We start from the raw sequence: 13,551 nt of genomic DNA on the forward strand, positions 1-13,551 counted from the left end.
TGCGATGGAGCGTTACCGATCACGCCTGGCCGCACGCCGGCACGCTCGCAAGGGTCATGGCACTTGGTGCGGCCGGGCGCGTGACCCGGCTGCGCTTGACGTGGTCGCTCAGGCAAACCCGTCGGTCGCGCGCACCAGCGCATCGACGTTTTCCGGCTCGAATGCCGAATGACCGGCGGCCGGGCTGATCTGCAGCTGCGCCTTCGGCCAGGCCTTGTGCAGATCCCAGGCGCTTTGCGCCGGGCACACCACGTCGTAACGCCCCTGCACGATCACACCGGGGATATCGGCGATGCGGTGCGCGTCGCGCAGCAGCTGGTCTTCGACCTCGAAGAAACCGCCGTTGACGAAGTAGTGGTTCTCGATGCGCGCGAACGCCAGTGCGAAGTGTGCGTCTTCATGCCCGGTGACGAAATCATCGTCCACATGCAGGAAGCTGGTCGCGCCTTCCCACACGCTCCACGCCTTGGCCGCGGCCAGACGCGTGGCTTCGTCGTCGCTGGTGAGGCGGCGATGGAAGGCAGACATCAGATCCGCGCGTTCCACCGGCGGAATCGCACTGATGTAATGCTCCCAGGCATCCGGGAACAAGCGGCTGGCGCCTTGCTGATAGAACCATTCCAACTCGAACCGCCGCAGCAGGAAGATGCCGCGCAGTACCAGCTCGGTGACCTGTTGCGGGTGGGTCTGCGCGTAGGCCAGCGCCAAGGTCGAGCCCCAGCTGCCGCCGAACACCTGCCAGCGCGCGATACCCAGGTGCGCGCGCAACCGCTCGATATCGGCGACCAGATCCCAGGTGGTGTTGTTCACCAGATCGGCGTGCGGGGTGGAGCGGCCTGCGCCGCGCTGATCGAACAGCACGATGCGGTACTTGGCCGGATCGTGGAAGCGCCGCATCTTGGTGTTGCAACCGCCACCGGGGCCGCCGTGCAGTATCACCACCGGCTTGCCCTGCGGATTGCCGCACTGCTCGAAATACAGGGTGTGGCGGTCGTCGACCTGGAGGGTGCCGTGGTCGTACGGGGTGATCTCGGGATAGAGCGTGCGCATGCGTCGGTCCTGCGGGAAACCGCTAGTGTATCGGCAGCCAGCTGGCGCACGCGGCCGACCCCATGTGATCGGCCGAGCGCACGCGCACGACGATGCGCGACGGCTTGGGACGCGCAAGGGCTTGGAGCGACCAACCAAAACTCCTGCGCTTTCCGACTGGCCGGTGCGGTCGGCGCTGGAAACGGCAGGTATCCCGCGCATGCCCCCTGTCTTGAGTGCGCAGTGCGCACCCAGCTGGCGAGCGCTTGCCAGGTGTGTCGCCCGCGCTCAGCGCGTCGCGGGCGACCAGCGTCCCACTGTCACCCGGTCGCGCTGCTCCAGATCCTGATGCGTGGCCACCGCATCGAAGCCGCGTGCCACCAGCAGTTCGGCCACCGCCGCGCCCTGGTCCCAACCATGTTCGAGCAGCAACCAGCCGCCCGGCAGCAGATGCGCAGGCGCATCGGTCACGATCAGGCGGATGTCGTCCAATCCATCGGGGCCGGACGCCAGCGCACTGGCCGGCTCGTAGCGTAGATCGCCCTCGCCCAGATGCGGGTCGTGCGCAGCGATATACGGCGGATTGCTGGCGATCAGATCGAAACACTCGCCGTTCAAGGGTGCGAACCAACTGCCCAGCCGGCACGCGACATTGTGCAGCTGATGGCTGTGGGCGTTGTGCCGGGCCACCGCCAGCGCCGCTGCACTGGCATCGGTGGCGACCACCTGCGCTTGCGCCCGCTCGCTGGCGATGGCCAGCGCGATGGCGCCGCTGCCGGTCCCCAGATCGGCAACACGGCGGCCCGGCGTGTGATCGATGCGCTCAAGCGCCAACTCGACCAGCGCCTCGGTATCGGCGCGCGGGATCAGCGTGGCCGTGGAGACCGCCAGATCCAGCGTCCAGAACCCGCGCTTGCCGGTCAGGTACGCCACCGGCTCGCCCGCCTGGCGCCGCTGCACCAGCACCTCGAACGCCTGCGCCACGGAATCGACGACCGGATCGCGGCCATGCGCGAACAACCAGGCGCGGTCGCGGCCCAGCGCGTGCAGCAGCAGCGGCTCGGCATCGCGACGGTCGATCCGCGTAGCCGCCAGTCGCAGCAGCTGAACGGCCGGGATGCCGGCGGAATCGTCGCTCATACGGATCATTCACTCGTGCGAAACATCGGCTGACCATTATCGGAGATGGAACGGCCAGCACGTAGAGGCAGATTCTGCCTACGAGGTCGATAGGCAAATCCTATCTATTCAATTCCATCAATCGATTTGAGAAATCTATCGATCCTACCTACCATGGCGACTGCTCCATCCCCCGCCCCCTTTCATTGCACGAGGAAACTCAATGTCTCTCATCAACACCCAGGTCCAGCCGTTCAAGGCGAATGCGTACCACAACGGCAACTTCATCGAAGTCACCGAGGCCAGCCTGAAGGGCAAGTGGTCGGTGCTGATCTTCATGCCGGCCGCCTTCACCTTCAACTGCCCGACCGAAGTGGAAGACGCCGCCGACAACTATGCCGCGTTCCAGAAGGCAGGCGCCGAGGTGTACATCGTCACCACCGATACGCACTTCTCGCACAAGGTGTGGCACGAGACCTCGCCGGCCGTCGGCAAGTCGCAGTTCCCGTTGATCGGCGACCCGACCCACCAGCTGACCCGTGCGTTCGGCGTGCACATCGAAGAAGAAGGCCTGGCCCTGCGCGGCACCTTCATCATCAACCCGGAAGGCGTCATCAAGACCCTCGAGATCCACGACAACTCGATCGCCCGCGACGTCACCGAGACGCTGCGCAAGCTGACCGCCGCCCAGTTCGTCGCCAACAACCCTGGCCAGGTCTGCCCGGCCAAGTGGAAGGAAGGCGCCAAGACCCTGGCTCCGTCGCTGGACCTGGTCGGCAAGATCTAAACCGACTGTTACTTCCGACCTTTCATCAGGTCGGCGCATCTCCGGCCCAGCATTGGGCCGGGGGTGAACCGGAGCCGGTGCCGGGCTGCCCGCCAGCCATCGCCAGCACGCATCCCGACCTCGCGCCGGCTGCGGTTCACCTCCTTCGCTTCCCCGGCGAGCTGTCCTCCCGCAGCGACGTCACGCCACCCCCTTGCCCATTCCCAGGAGTTTTCCATGTTGGATGCCAACCTCAAGACCCAGCTGACCGCCTACCTGGAACGGGTCACGCGGCCGATCCAGATCAATGCCTCGATCGACGAGAGCACCGGTTCGCGCGACATGCTCGACCTGCTCGAAGACCTGGTGCTGCTGTCGGACAAGATCAGCCTGGACATCCACCGCGACGACAACCAGCGCAAGCCGTCGTTCGCGCTGACCACGCCCGGCCAGGACATCTCGCTGCGCTTTGCCGGCCTGCCGATGGGCCACGAGTTCACCTCGCTGGTGCTGGCGCTACTGCAGGTGGGCGGCCATCCGTCCAAGGCCACCGCCGAGCTGATCGAGCAGGTGCAGCACCTGGATGGCGACTATCAGTTCGAAACCTATTTCTCGCTGTCGTGCCAGAACTGCCCGGACGTGGTGCAGGCGCTGAATCTGGCCGCCGTGCTCAACCCGCGCATCAAACACGTCGCCATCGACGGTGCGCTGTTCCAGGACGAGGTCGCAACCCGCCAGATCATGTCGGTGCCCACCGTTTACTTGAACGGCGAGCTGTTCGACCAGGGCCGCATGACGCTGGAGCAGATCGTCGCCAAGCTCGACACCAATGCGACCAAGCGCGACGCCGCCAGGATCGCGGCCAAGGACGCCTTCGACGTGCTGGTGGTCGGCGGCGGCCCGGCCGGTTCGGCGGCGGCAGTGTATGCCGCACGCAAGGGCATCCGCACCGGCGTGGCTGCCGAACGTTTCGGAGGCCAGGTGCTGGACACCATGTCGATCGAAAACTTCATTTCGGTGCCGGAGACCGAAGGCCCCAAGATGGTCGCCGCGCTGGAACAGCATGTGCGCCAGTACGAAGTGGACATCATGAATCTGCAGCGCGCCGAGCAGCTGCTCCCGGCCGGTGCCGATGGCCTGATCGAAATCAAGCTGGCCAATGGCGCCTCGCTCAAGAGCAAGACCGTGATCCTGTCCACCGGCGCCCGCTGGCGGCAGATGAACGTGCCGGGCGAAGATCAGTACAAGAACAAGGGCGTGGCCTATTGCCCGCATTGCGATGGCCCGCTGTTCAAGGGCAAGCGCGTGGCGGTGATCGGCGGCGGCAATTCGGGCGTGGAAGCGGCGATCGATCTGGCCGGCATCGTGGCGCATGTCACGCTGGTGGAATTCGACGACAAGCTACGCGCCGACGAAGTGCTGCAACGCAAGCTGCGTAGCCTGCACAACGTGCGCATCATCACCAGCGCGCAGACCACCGAAGTGCTCGGCGATGGGCAAAAAGTCACCGGACTGGTCTACAAGGACCGCACCGGCGGCGACATCCAGCACGTCGATCTGGAAGGCGTATTCGTGCAGATCGGCCTGCTGCCCAACACCGAATTCCTCAAGGGAACGGTAGCGTTGTCGCCGCGCGGCGAGATCATCGTCGACGACCGTGGGCAGACCGATGTGCCGGGTGTGTTCGCCGCAGGCGACGCCACCACCGTGCCGTACAAGCAGATCGTGATTGCAATGGGCGAAGGTTCCAAGGCCGCGTTGAGCGCATTCGATTTCCTGATCCGCTCCAGCGCACCGGTCAGCGCAGAGAACGTGGCCGAAGCTGCGTAAGCGCACGGCGCACGGCCACGCCCGGGCGCCAAGCTCGCACCACGCTCCAGTGGTTAACCGTCACCGCAACGAGGGCTGCTGCACATGAATCTGCGTGACCTGAAATATCTGGTAGCACTTGCCGACCACAAGCATTTCGGTCGTGCAGCCACAGCGTGTTTCGTCAGCCAGCCCACCCTGTCCACCCAGATCAAGAAGCTGGAAGACGAGCTCGGCGTGCCATTGGTGGAACGTGCGCCGCGCAAGGTGATGTTGACCCCGGCCGGCCGCGAAGCCGCGATGCGCGCGCGCGGCATCGTGGCCGAAGTGGAACAGATGAAGGAAGCCGCGCGGCGTAGCCAGGACCCGGAAGCCGGCACTGTGCGGCTGGGCATTTTTCCCACCTTGGCGCCGTACCTGTTGCCGCATGTGGTGCCGCGTATCCGCGAGCGCTTCCCGCGTCTGGAACTGCTGTTGGTCGAGGAAAAAAGCGACCAGCTCACGCACCAGTTGCGCGAAGGTCGCCTGGATGCCGCACTGCTCGCGCTGCCGTTGCAGGACGAGCAGCTGCATGCCGAATTTCTGTTCGAGGAGCCCTTCGTGCTGGCGGTGCCCGAAGGCCACCCGCTATCGCGCCACGACAGCATGACGCTGGACGATCTGACCGACCAACGGTTGTTGTTGCTGGAAGATGGCCATTGCCTGCGCGAACAGGCGCTGGACGTGTGCCATCTCGCCGGTGCGCTGGAAAAGTCAGAATTTCAGGCCACCAGCCTGGAGACCCTGCGCCAGATGGTGGCGGCCAATGTCGGTGTGACCTTGTTGCCGCTGCTGGCGGTCCAGCCGCCGGTGGCACGCTCTGAGAACATCCGTCTGATCCGCTTCCGCGAAGACAAGCAGCCCAGCCGCCGGATCGCGATGGCCTGGCGCCGCAGCTCGGCCATGACTGCGTTTCTGGAGCAGTTGTCACAGCTGTTCAAGGAATTGCCGGACAGCCTGTTTACGCTGGACCAGCCGACCAACGGCCCCAAGGCGGTTGCGGCCTGAGGATTCGGGAATCGGGATTCGGGATTCGGGATTCGGGAAATCGTTTCACCGCTGCGGTCGCTTCGTGCAATGTGTTTCTCATCTGCTACTGGACATAAGCGGCGCGCGAGCGTCGTTTTTTGTTTAGCTGATGGTTACGATGCGATGCATCTGGCAACACACGGCAGCTGCGACGTCATTGGCCTGCAGGGGAACTCCAACCCCGTCGCTTGTAGCGCGGACGCGCGCGGCAGTGGACTGACGCATGGCCGCGCCTGTCTGCTGCTGTGGCCACGGCCCCTCACGCGCAGTGCCGCGCCAGCCTCGCTCAACACATGCCATGCGCTGCGTCATCTCGCCACGCATTGCGATCAAGCAACGGCGCCCTCATCTGATGAGTGAAGCTCACCATGTCGGCGAGCCGTACTCGTCAAGGAGATCGCCATGACCTCGCCACACCACAGCGGCTTGCCGCCGTCCATTCTGGTTTCCAGCCATGACCTCGCCCGGCTTGAAGCGTTGCTCGAATCCCCCGCCTTCAACAAGCACCCGGCTGCCGCCGCGCTGAGTGACGAACTGGGCCGCGCACGCGTCGTGCCGCCCGATCAGATTCCCGGCGATGTCGTCACCATGTACTCCCGCATCGATTGCGAAGATGAGCTGCATGGCGAACGGCACACGCTCACCCTCGTGTATCCGCATGAGGCCGATGTGCAACATGGTCGCATCTCGGTGCTGGCACCGGTCGGCAGTGCGCTGCTCGGCCTGTCGGTCGGCCAGAGCATCGACTGGCGCACGCCCGACGGACGCGACCTGCGTCTGCGCGTGAGCGCCGTGCACGATCAACATGCATTGGCCGCCGACTGACTTCCCACGCCAGGCGCGCTACCGTAGCGCGCTGCGTCTTATCCACGACCCGTTCCACGATTCGAGAGAACCCGCATGACTGCATCCGCTTCCAAACTTGCCCAGTTGCGTGACTTGTCTGTCGTCGTTGCCGACACCGGCGACTACGACGCCATCAAGCGTCTGAAGCCGGTCGATTGCACCACCAATCCCACGCTGGTCAAGAAGGCGCTGGACCTGCCGGTCTACGCCGACCTGATCGAGCGCGAACTGGCCTGGGGCCGCGAACACGGCGGCGACGACCGCACCGCGACCGTCAACGAAGTGGCCGACCGCCTCACCATCGGCGTGGGCGTCAAGCTGGCCGAACTGGTCCCCGGCCGCGTCTCCACCGAGGTCGATGCCGACCTGGCGCACGACACCCAGGCGACCATCGCCAAGGCGCGCAAGTTCATTGCGATGTACGCCGAGCGTGGCGTGTCCAAGGACAAGATCCTGATCAAGATCGCGGCCACCTGGGAAGGCATCGAAGCGGCCCGCCAGCTGCAGCGCGAAGGCATCGACTGCAACCTCACGCTGATCTTCAACCGTTCGCAGGCGCTGGCCTGTGCAGAGGCCGGCGTATTCCTGATTTCCCCGTTCGTGGGCCGCATCCTGGATTACTACGTCGCCCAGGGCCAGACCCCGGCCAGCATCGACGAAGATCCGGGCGTGGTGTTCGTGCGCACGGTCTACGACGAGTTCAAGCGGCGTGGCTCGGCCACCGTGGTGATGGGCGCCTCGTTCCGCTCCACCGCGCAGATCGAAGCGCTGGCCGGCTGCGACCGCCTGACCATCTCGCCGGACCTGCTGGAGAAGCTCGACGCAGAACACGGCGAGCTGCCGCGTAAGCTGGCGCCCGCGCAAGCCGACAACGCGCAGATCACCCCGATCGACAGCGACCGCTTCGCCACCGACCTGGCGGCAGATCCGATGGCCACCGAAAAACTGGCCAGCGGCATCGATGCCTTCGCCAAGGATCTGCAGGCACTGCGCAAGACCATCACCGACAAGCTCGCCGGCTGATTGCCACACCGCAGTTGCGTCATCCCAACGCCTGCAGCCTGATCGCTGCGGGCGTTGTCGTTTCCGTCGATGACCGCAGCCATCGCGTGCGGCCATGGAGACGCGACGCTGCCAGGCCACAGCACGACGATTGCGCTGGTCATCGTGTCCGGTGCTGCGCATAGGCACCCGCCAGCACTGATGCGCTGGCGCCGTGCATGGCATCACCCTGCCGACCGACATGCATGCCGTGGAGCTCCCGCCCCACGGCTCGATACCGTTCTCCACAATACGCTCACAATCGCCGCCCGCGCACTGCCTAGAATCCGGGTTCCTCAACTGGCGTAGCGGACAATGGCAAACATTGCAGTGGTGATGGCGGACGGCGTGGCCGATTGGGAAATTGGCGTCGTCCTGCCAGCGGCGCGCGAGTGGTTCGGCGACCAGGTCGCCATTGCCAGCATCGACGGCCAGCCGGTGAAGTCGATCGGTGGGCTGCGCATCGTGCCGGAATTTGCACTTTCGGATCTGGCGCCATTGGAGGCCGATCTGTGGATCCTGCCCGGCAGCGAACGCTGGCAAGCCGGCGAGATTCCCGGCCTGAGCGGTCTGTTGGTCGAGCGCGTGCAACATCAGCGTCCGGTCGCAGCGATCTGCGGCGCCACCATCGCCTTCGCCTATGCCGGCTTGCTCGACGAACGCGCGCACACCAGCAACTCGCAGGCCTTCTTGCAGGAACACGTGGTGCCGTACGCGGGCGCTGCGCAATACCGGCACGAAAAGGTCGTGACCGCCGATTGCGTGATCACCGCACCCGGCACCAGTCCGGTCGGTTTTGCCCTGGCCTGCATGCGCGTGCTGCACCCGGAACGCACCGACATGCTCGCCCAGTTGCGCGGCATGTTCGCTGGCGAGTTCGTCTGATCCAACCGATTCAAGCACGCCGAGCTGATTGGCTGCACTGACTCGATGGCAGTGATTCGCCGCGCCGATTCATTGCACCGATTGGCTGTAGTGATTGACTGCCATGATTCGCTGAGCCAGTTCGTCTCTCAGCCATACGCGGCAGCGCCGGCGCGTGTTGCGCACGCCGCATGAAAAAAGATGGCGACGTTGTCTCCAACGTCGCCATTCAAGTTGCCTGGCATGCACTCCCATGCGCTGCCTGATCGTGATAACGCTGCCGGTCACTGTCTGCCGTTGGTGCGCCGCCACGATCACGTGGATGCCAGCGCATCAACCCGGCACGCCTTTCCGTCAGGCATCCAGCCCGATCGGGCAGCTCACTCCCGTTCCGCCAAGCCCGCAATAGCCATTGGGATGCTTGGCGAGATATTGCTGGTGCTCGTCTTCGGCGTAGTAGAACGTGGGCGCCGGAAAACGGATCTCCGTGGTGATGGCGCCATATCCGGCCGCATCCAGCTGCTGCTGGTACGCATCGCGGCTGGCGAGCGCAGCCTCGTAGTGCGCCTGTGTCGTGCAATAGATCGCCGAGCGGTATTGGCTGCCGACGTCGTTCCCTTGCTGCATGCCCTGGGTGGGGTCGTGGCTTTCCCAGAACGTGCGCAGCAATTGCGCGAACGACACCGACTGTTCGTCGAAAACCACCAACACCGCTTCGGTATGACCGGTCTGCCCGGAGCACACCTCGCCATACGTGGCGTTCGGCGTTTCGCCGCCGGCATAGCCCACCGCCGTGGTGTACACCCCGGGCACGTTCCAGAACTTGCGTTCCGCGCCCCAGAAACAGCCGAGCCCGAATTGCACCTGTCCCAGCCCGGTGAACTCCCCGCGCAACGGGTGGCCGTTGATCAGGTGCGTGTTGTGCAGCGGCAGCGCTTGCTCGCGTCCCGGTAATGCTTCGCCCGGACGTGGCATGCGTTGCTTGAAGGCGCCGATTCCCAGCATGGTGCAACTCCGCAATCGTGAGGATTGCCTGCTGGATGGCGCCGGCCATAGCGGCTTTCAAGCCGCTATGGCCAATAACGCATTACTTCTTGGTCACCGCCGCAGTGGCGGTCTCCACTTCCGGCATCGCCGAACTGTGGTGGTTGATGATCAGCCACTTGCCGTCGCGCTTTTCGTAGACGAAGGAATAGCGCGCCTGCACCTGGCTCTTCTTGCCGTCCTTGTCGGTCAACGTGAAGGTGTAGACGCCGGCGTCCACGGCGCTGTCGTCATCGAGCAGGCGCACGGTGCGGTAGTTGACGACGCCCTGCGGCTTCTTGGTCAAGAACATCTCGAAATACTGCTCGATCTGCTCGCGCGAGGCGCGCACCTGGTTGGAGACCGTCGGCAGCAGCACGCCGTCCGGGGCGTACAGGTCGGCCACCTTGTGCGGGTTGCCGGTCGCCAGGGCGGCATTCCAGGTATCGAACAGCGCGGCGACTTCGCGCGCTTCGCCGCTGGGCGGCAGCGTGGCCTTGTCGGTGTAGTGCATCACGCCACCTGCCAGCGCCGGGGTGGCGGCCAGGGCCAGGAACAGAGAGAAGAGGGTGCGACGCATGGGGAATCTCCGTGTGGTTGTTGGGTGCCTCATCGGGCGAGCTCAGTATCGAAATCAGACAGCCCCAACAATTCTGCCGAGTGGCATATACTCAAATATGCTGATCGGCGTAGATAAAACCCATGGAAACCCCTACCAATGCTGGCGATTGGCGCTTGACACTACGCCGCGAGGCGTCCGACAGCGCGCGCTGGCAGGCGCTCTGGGAAGCGGCGGTGGCGCTGCGCCAGACGCAGACCCCGGAGCTGGCCTGCGATGCGGTGCTGGGACGCGTGCTGTTGCTGCTGGGCCTGGAACATGGCGCGGTGCTGGCGCAGCGCGGGCCACGCGTGCAGGTGCTGGCCAGCCGAGGCCAGGCGCTGCCACCTGGCGCCAGCGCGGCCGGCGACAGCCACGAAGCGGCCTGGCTGCTGCCGCCGCGCCCGGCCGATATCCGCGAGGCCAAGGTGCCGATCCATGCGCTGGGCAGCACCCACGGCATGCTGTGCGTGGCCTGGAACGACAACCGCCCCGCTCCCGGCAACGACGATGTGCAGGCGCTGCAAGCTTTCGCATTGCTGCTGCCGGCGATGGTGGCCGAGCCGGCCAGACCGCTCGCCTCGCGTCGCCGCAAACCGCTGCAGGACAACCGCCTCAACGCATTGAGCAAACGCGAAAAACAGGTACTGTCGTTGCTGCCGCGCGGGCTGACCAATGCCACGCTTGCAGCTGAACTGGGGATTTCTCCCGGCACGGTGAAAGTGCATGTGGAGCGAATCCTGCAGAAACTTGAGGTAAAAGATCGCACCCAGGCTGCGGTGTACGCAGTGCAAGCCGGACTCGCGTTATGAATGCATTGGCGGTGCGTTGGAACGATTGGCCGATCACCCGCAAGAGCCTGGCGGTGGTGACCCTGCCATTGCTGCTGCTGGCGGTCGCGCTGATGGCGATCTACAGCGTGGAGCGGCAGAACATCGCTGCCGAAAACGATGTGCGGCAGACGCTGGAAGTGCTGAGCGATCTGTACGAAGCGCATGCGCTGCTGGCCGAAACCGCCGCCGGCGTGCGCGGTTATCGGCTGGTACGCCGCGATGAGTTCCTCACCCCGTATCGCGATGCCGAGCCGCGCCTGCAACAGGTGACAGACCGGCTGTCGCAGCGCATCACCGATCCCGGGCAGGCGGCGCGTTACGCGCGCATCAAGCCCTTGTTCGCCGAAAAGATGCAGGGGTGGCGCCGTTTGCTGGCGCCGGACCTGAGCCGCGAAGAAGAGATCCGCCAGCTGTGGGACGGCAAATACAAGCTCGATATCCTGCGCGCCGAACTGCGCGAACTGCGCAATTACGAAACCGCGCAATTGCAGGTCCGTACCGCCAAGGCGCAGGCATTGCGTCAGCGCAACCTCATCATCACCTTGAGCGCGGCGATGCTTGGCGGGCTGGGCGCGGTCTTTGCGGTGGCGTGGTTCGCCTCGGCATTGTCCGGGCGCCTGCGCACCCTGGCCGCCAACGCCGATCGGCTGGGCGAAGGCCTGCCGCTGGCGCCGCAACCGCGTGCCGGCGATGAGCTAGGCCAGGTCGGTCAGCGCCTGGCGCAGGCCAGCGAACTGCTTGCCGCACGTGCCGCCGAAGCGCAATTGGCGCGGCGCGAGGCGGAAACCGCCAACCGCGCAAAGACCGAGTTCCTGTCGCGCAGCAGCCACGAACTCCGCACGCCGCTCAATGCGATTCTGGGCTACGCGCAGGTACTGGAAATGGATCTGCCAGAACCCGGTCCCCGCCGCCATCTGCAGCACATCCTCGGCGCCGGCCGGCACTTGTTGGGACTCATCACCGAGCTGCTGGACATCGCGCGCATCGAAGCGGACCAACTGGATCTGAGCCCGGAACCGATCCTGGTGCGTGCGGCCGTCCACGAGGCCTTGGGCCTGATCGCTCCTGACGCGGACAAGCACGGTATCGCGCTGCAGCCCGCCGCCATCGACGGGCCGTGGACGGTGCGCGCAGACGTGCAACGGCTGCGTCAGGTATTGCTCAACCTGCTGTCGAACGCGGTCAAGTTCAATCGCACCGGCGGCCAGGTGCAGGTGAGCGCGCTGCCGGATGGCGAGCAGATACGCATCACGGTGGCAGACCAGGGCACGGGCCTGACGCCCGCGCAGATCGAGCGGCTGTTCACGCCGTTCGAGCGACTGGGGGCGGAGCGTTCGGCGGTGGAAGGCACCGGTCTGGGCCTGGCACTGAGCAAGCGGCTGATCGAGGCGATGGGTGGGCGCATCGGCGTGGACAGCAGCCCTGAAGGCGCACGTTTCTGGATAGAGCTCCCGCAAGGCGAACCGCAACGCAGCGAACCGGCACGCACCATCGTGCAGCCGCATAACGCTGGCAGCGGCGTGTGCCGGTTGCTGAGCATCGAAGACAACCCCTCCAACCAGGCCTTGATCCGCACGCTCAGCGAACGCCGCCCGCAATGGCAACTGCTGGAAGCGGCCAGCCTGGCGCAGGCGCGCGCATCGCTGCAGCAAAGCGTGCCGGATCTGATCCTGCTGGATCTGCATCTGAGCGACGGCAGCGGCGAAGAATTGCTGCGTGAGTTGCAGGCGCAGCCAGCCACGGCTTCAGTACCGGTGGTGGTGATCAGCGCCGATGCCACCACGGCGACGCTGGCGCGCGTCGGCAACCAGGGCGTGCGCGCGTATCTGACCAAGCCGCTGGACGTGGCGGAATTCTTTACGGTGATCGACAGGCTGCTGGCATGACACGCGACGATATCCTCGGCTCCCGCATCCTCATCGTCGACGACGAGCCGGCCAACGTGCGGCTACTCGAAGACCTGCTGCAGCGCGAAGGCTTCCAGCAGGTCATCGCCACCACCGACCCGCAGCGGGTGATGGGGCTGGTGTCGGCATTCGCGCCGGATCTGATCCTGCTGGATCTGAAGATGCCGGAGCTGGACGGTTACGCGCTGCTGGAACAACTGGCGCGGCTGTCCGATCCCGGCCACTTCCTGCCGGTGATCGTCCTCACCGCCGACCCCAGCCGCAGCGCGCGCCATCGCGCATTAGGCCTGGGCGCCAAGGATTTTTTGACCAAGCCGCTGGACACCTTCGAGGTCGCATTGCGGGTCTGGAACGTGGCCGAAACCACCGTCCTGTTCAAACGCCTGCGTGCATTGGCCGCGCCGAATGCCGCGCCGCCAGGATGGCGTCAGCAAAGTTAAATTGTCGAACGGCCGGTCCGTGATATGGCTGCAGGGTTCTTGTGCGCCCACCACCGCGGGAGACGCCGCAAGTACCTGCTTGCAGGCTCCTGTGTGGCATCCATACCGCATCAGGTTCCGCCACGGCGGGCGGGCAAGCAGCAGCCAAACGTGTCGCTGTGCTTGCACGCAGTGCATGACATGACATGCCATGTGATTGGAGAAGAGC

Annotated in this window: 13 protein-coding genes; 9 read left to right on the plus strand and 4 right to left on the minus strand. The window is 65.2% G+C overall.

The window, feature by feature from the left end:
• Positions 1-108: 108 nt before the first annotated feature.
• Positions 109-1,050, minus strand: coding sequence for a prolyl aminopeptidase (gene pip, locus GGR62_RS07350; RefSeq protein ID WP_184407265.1), 942 nt, complete (start codon positions 1,048-1,050; stop codon positions 109-111).
• A gap of 267 nt (positions 1,051-1,317) precedes the next feature.
• A complete protein-coding gene (gene prmC / locus GGR62_RS07355) occupies positions 1,318-2,169 on the minus strand; it encodes a peptide chain release factor N(5)-glutamine methyltransferase (RefSeq protein ID WP_184407266.1) in 852 nt (283 codons plus the stop codon).
• A gap of 202 nt (positions 2,170-2,371) precedes the next feature.
• Here prmC and ahpC point away from each other — a divergent pair, with 202 nt between their 5' ends.
• From ahpC to GGR62_RS07385, 6 genes are all read left to right on the plus strand, one after another.
• Positions 2,372-2,935 carry an alkyl hydroperoxide reductase subunit C gene (gene ahpC, locus GGR62_RS07360; protein WP_184407267.1) on the plus strand — a complete coding sequence of 188 codons (564 nt, stop codon included), beginning with the start codon at positions 2,372-2,374 and terminating at the stop codon, positions 2,933-2,935.
• 216 nt (positions 2,936-3,151) lie between these two features.
• Positions 3,152-4,744 carry an alkyl hydroperoxide reductase subunit F gene (gene ahpF / locus GGR62_RS07365; protein WP_184407268.1) on the plus strand — a complete coding sequence of 531 codons (1,593 nt, stop codon included), beginning with the start codon at positions 3,152-3,154 and terminating at the stop codon, positions 4,742-4,744.
• A gap of 84 nt (positions 4,745-4,828) precedes the next feature.
• Positions 4,829-5,770 (plus strand): LysR substrate-binding domain-containing protein, encoded by a 942-nt coding sequence (locus GGR62_RS07370; protein ID WP_184407269.1) that lies wholly within the window; start codon positions 4,829-4,831, stop codon positions 5,768-5,770.
• Positions 5,771-6,193: 423 nt separating this feature from the next.
• Complete coding sequence (gene rnk / locus GGR62_RS07375) at positions 6,194-6,616, plus strand: nucleoside diphosphate kinase regulator (RefSeq protein ID WP_184407270.1); 423 nt, start codon at positions 6,194-6,196, stop codon at positions 6,614-6,616.
• 75 nt (positions 6,617-6,691) lie between these two features.
• Positions 6,692-7,660: a transaldolase gene (tal, locus tag GGR62_RS07380; protein WP_184407271.1), complete on the plus strand. Its 969-nt coding sequence runs from the start codon at positions 6,692-6,694 to the stop codon at positions 7,658-7,660.
• A gap of 333 nt (positions 7,661-7,993) precedes the next feature.
• Positions 7,994-8,563 (plus strand): type 1 glutamine amidotransferase family protein, encoded by a 570-nt coding sequence (locus GGR62_RS07385; protein ID WP_184407272.1) that lies wholly within the window; start codon positions 7,994-7,996, stop codon positions 8,561-8,563.
• A 333-nt stretch (positions 8,564-8,896) separates the two neighbouring features.
• Here GGR62_RS07385 and msrA read toward each other — a convergent pair whose 3' ends face one another.
• Both msrA and GGR62_RS07395 read right to left on the minus strand, forming a co-directional pair.
• On the minus strand, positions 8,897-9,547 hold the full coding sequence (gene msrA, locus GGR62_RS07390; protein ID WP_184407273.1) for a peptide-methionine (S)-S-oxide reductase MsrA: 651 nt from the start codon (positions 9,545-9,547) through the stop codon (positions 8,897-8,899).
• An 82-nt stretch (positions 9,548-9,629) separates the two neighbouring features.
• Positions 9,630-10,145: an SgcJ/EcaC family oxidoreductase gene (locus GGR62_RS07395; protein WP_184407274.1), complete on the minus strand. Its 516-nt coding sequence runs from the start codon at positions 10,143-10,145 to the stop codon at positions 9,630-9,632.
• A gap of 122 nt (positions 10,146-10,267) precedes the next feature.
• On the opposite strand from GGR62_RS07395, the gene GGR62_RS07400 reads away from it, so the two are divergent.
• Genes GGR62_RS07400 through GGR62_RS07410 form a run of 3 tightly spaced genes read left to right on the plus strand, consistent with a single transcriptional unit; the run spans position 10,268 to position 13,343 of the window.
• Entirely contained in the window at positions 10,268-10,975 is a 708-nt protein-coding gene (locus GGR62_RS07400) for a response regulator transcription factor (protein ID WP_184407275.1), read from the plus strand.
• Entirely contained in the window at positions 10,972-12,882 is a 1,911-nt protein-coding gene (locus GGR62_RS07405) for an ATP-binding protein (protein WP_184407276.1), read from the plus strand. The genes GGR62_RS07400 and GGR62_RS07405 overlap by 4 nt, the downstream gene beginning before the upstream one ends.
• Positions 12,879-13,343 (plus strand): response regulator, encoded by a 465-nt coding sequence (locus GGR62_RS07410; protein WP_184407277.1) that lies wholly within the window; start codon positions 12,879-12,881, stop codon positions 13,341-13,343. The genes GGR62_RS07405 and GGR62_RS07410 overlap by 4 nt, the downstream gene beginning before the upstream one ends.
• Positions 13,344-13,551: the final 208 nt, after the last annotated feature.

The sequence above is a fragment of the Xanthomonas sp. 3075 genome (assembly GCF_014197275.1).
In the GTDB taxonomy this organism is placed as follows: Bacteria; Pseudomonadota; Gammaproteobacteria; order Xanthomonadales; family Xanthomonadaceae; genus Xanthomonas; species Xanthomonas campestris_B.

Excerpts from the sequence above, each read along its gene's own strand:
- pip (WP_184407265.1), bottom strand. The coding sequence starts at position 1,050 with ATGCGCACGCTCTATCCCGAGATCACCCCGTACGACCACGGCACCCTC.
- prmC (WP_184407266.1), bottom strand. The coding sequence starts at position 2,169 with ATGAGCGACGATTCCGCCGGCATCCCGGCCGTTCAGCTGCTGCGACTG.
- ahpC (WP_184407267.1), top strand. The coding sequence starts at position 2,372 with ATGTCTCTCATCAACACCCAGGTCCAGCCGTTCAAGGCGAATGCGTAC.
- ahpF (WP_184407268.1), top strand. The coding sequence starts at position 3,152 with ATGTTGGATGCCAACCTCAAGACCCAGCTGACCGCCTACCTGGAACGG.
- GGR62_RS07370 (WP_184407269.1), top strand. The coding sequence starts at position 4,829 with ATGAATCTGCGTGACCTGAAATATCTGGTAGCACTTGCCGACCACAAG.
- rnk (WP_184407270.1), top strand. The coding sequence starts at position 6,194 with ATGACCTCGCCACACCACAGCGGCTTGCCGCCGTCCATTCTGGTTTCC.
- tal (WP_184407271.1), top strand. The coding sequence starts at position 6,692 with ATGACTGCATCCGCTTCCAAACTTGCCCAGTTGCGTGACTTGTCTGTC.
- GGR62_RS07385 (WP_184407272.1), top strand. The coding sequence starts at position 7,994 with ATGGCAAACATTGCAGTGGTGATGGCGGACGGCGTGGCCGATTGGGAA.
- msrA (WP_184407273.1), bottom strand. The coding sequence starts at position 9,547 with ATGCTGGGAATCGGCGCCTTCAAGCAACGCATGCCACGTCCGGGCGAA.
- GGR62_RS07395 (WP_184407274.1), bottom strand. The coding sequence starts at position 10,145 with ATGCGTCGCACCCTCTTCTCTCTGTTCCTGGCCCTGGCCGCCACCCCG.
- GGR62_RS07400 (WP_184407275.1), top strand. The coding sequence starts at position 10,268 with ATGGAAACCCCTACCAATGCTGGCGATTGGCGCTTGACACTACGCCGC.
- GGR62_RS07405 (WP_184407276.1), top strand. The coding sequence starts at position 10,972 with ATGAATGCATTGGCGGTGCGTTGGAACGATTGGCCGATCACCCGCAAG.
- GGR62_RS07410 (WP_184407277.1), top strand. The coding sequence starts at position 12,879 with ATGACACGCGACGATATCCTCGGCTCCCGCATCCTCATCGTCGACGAC.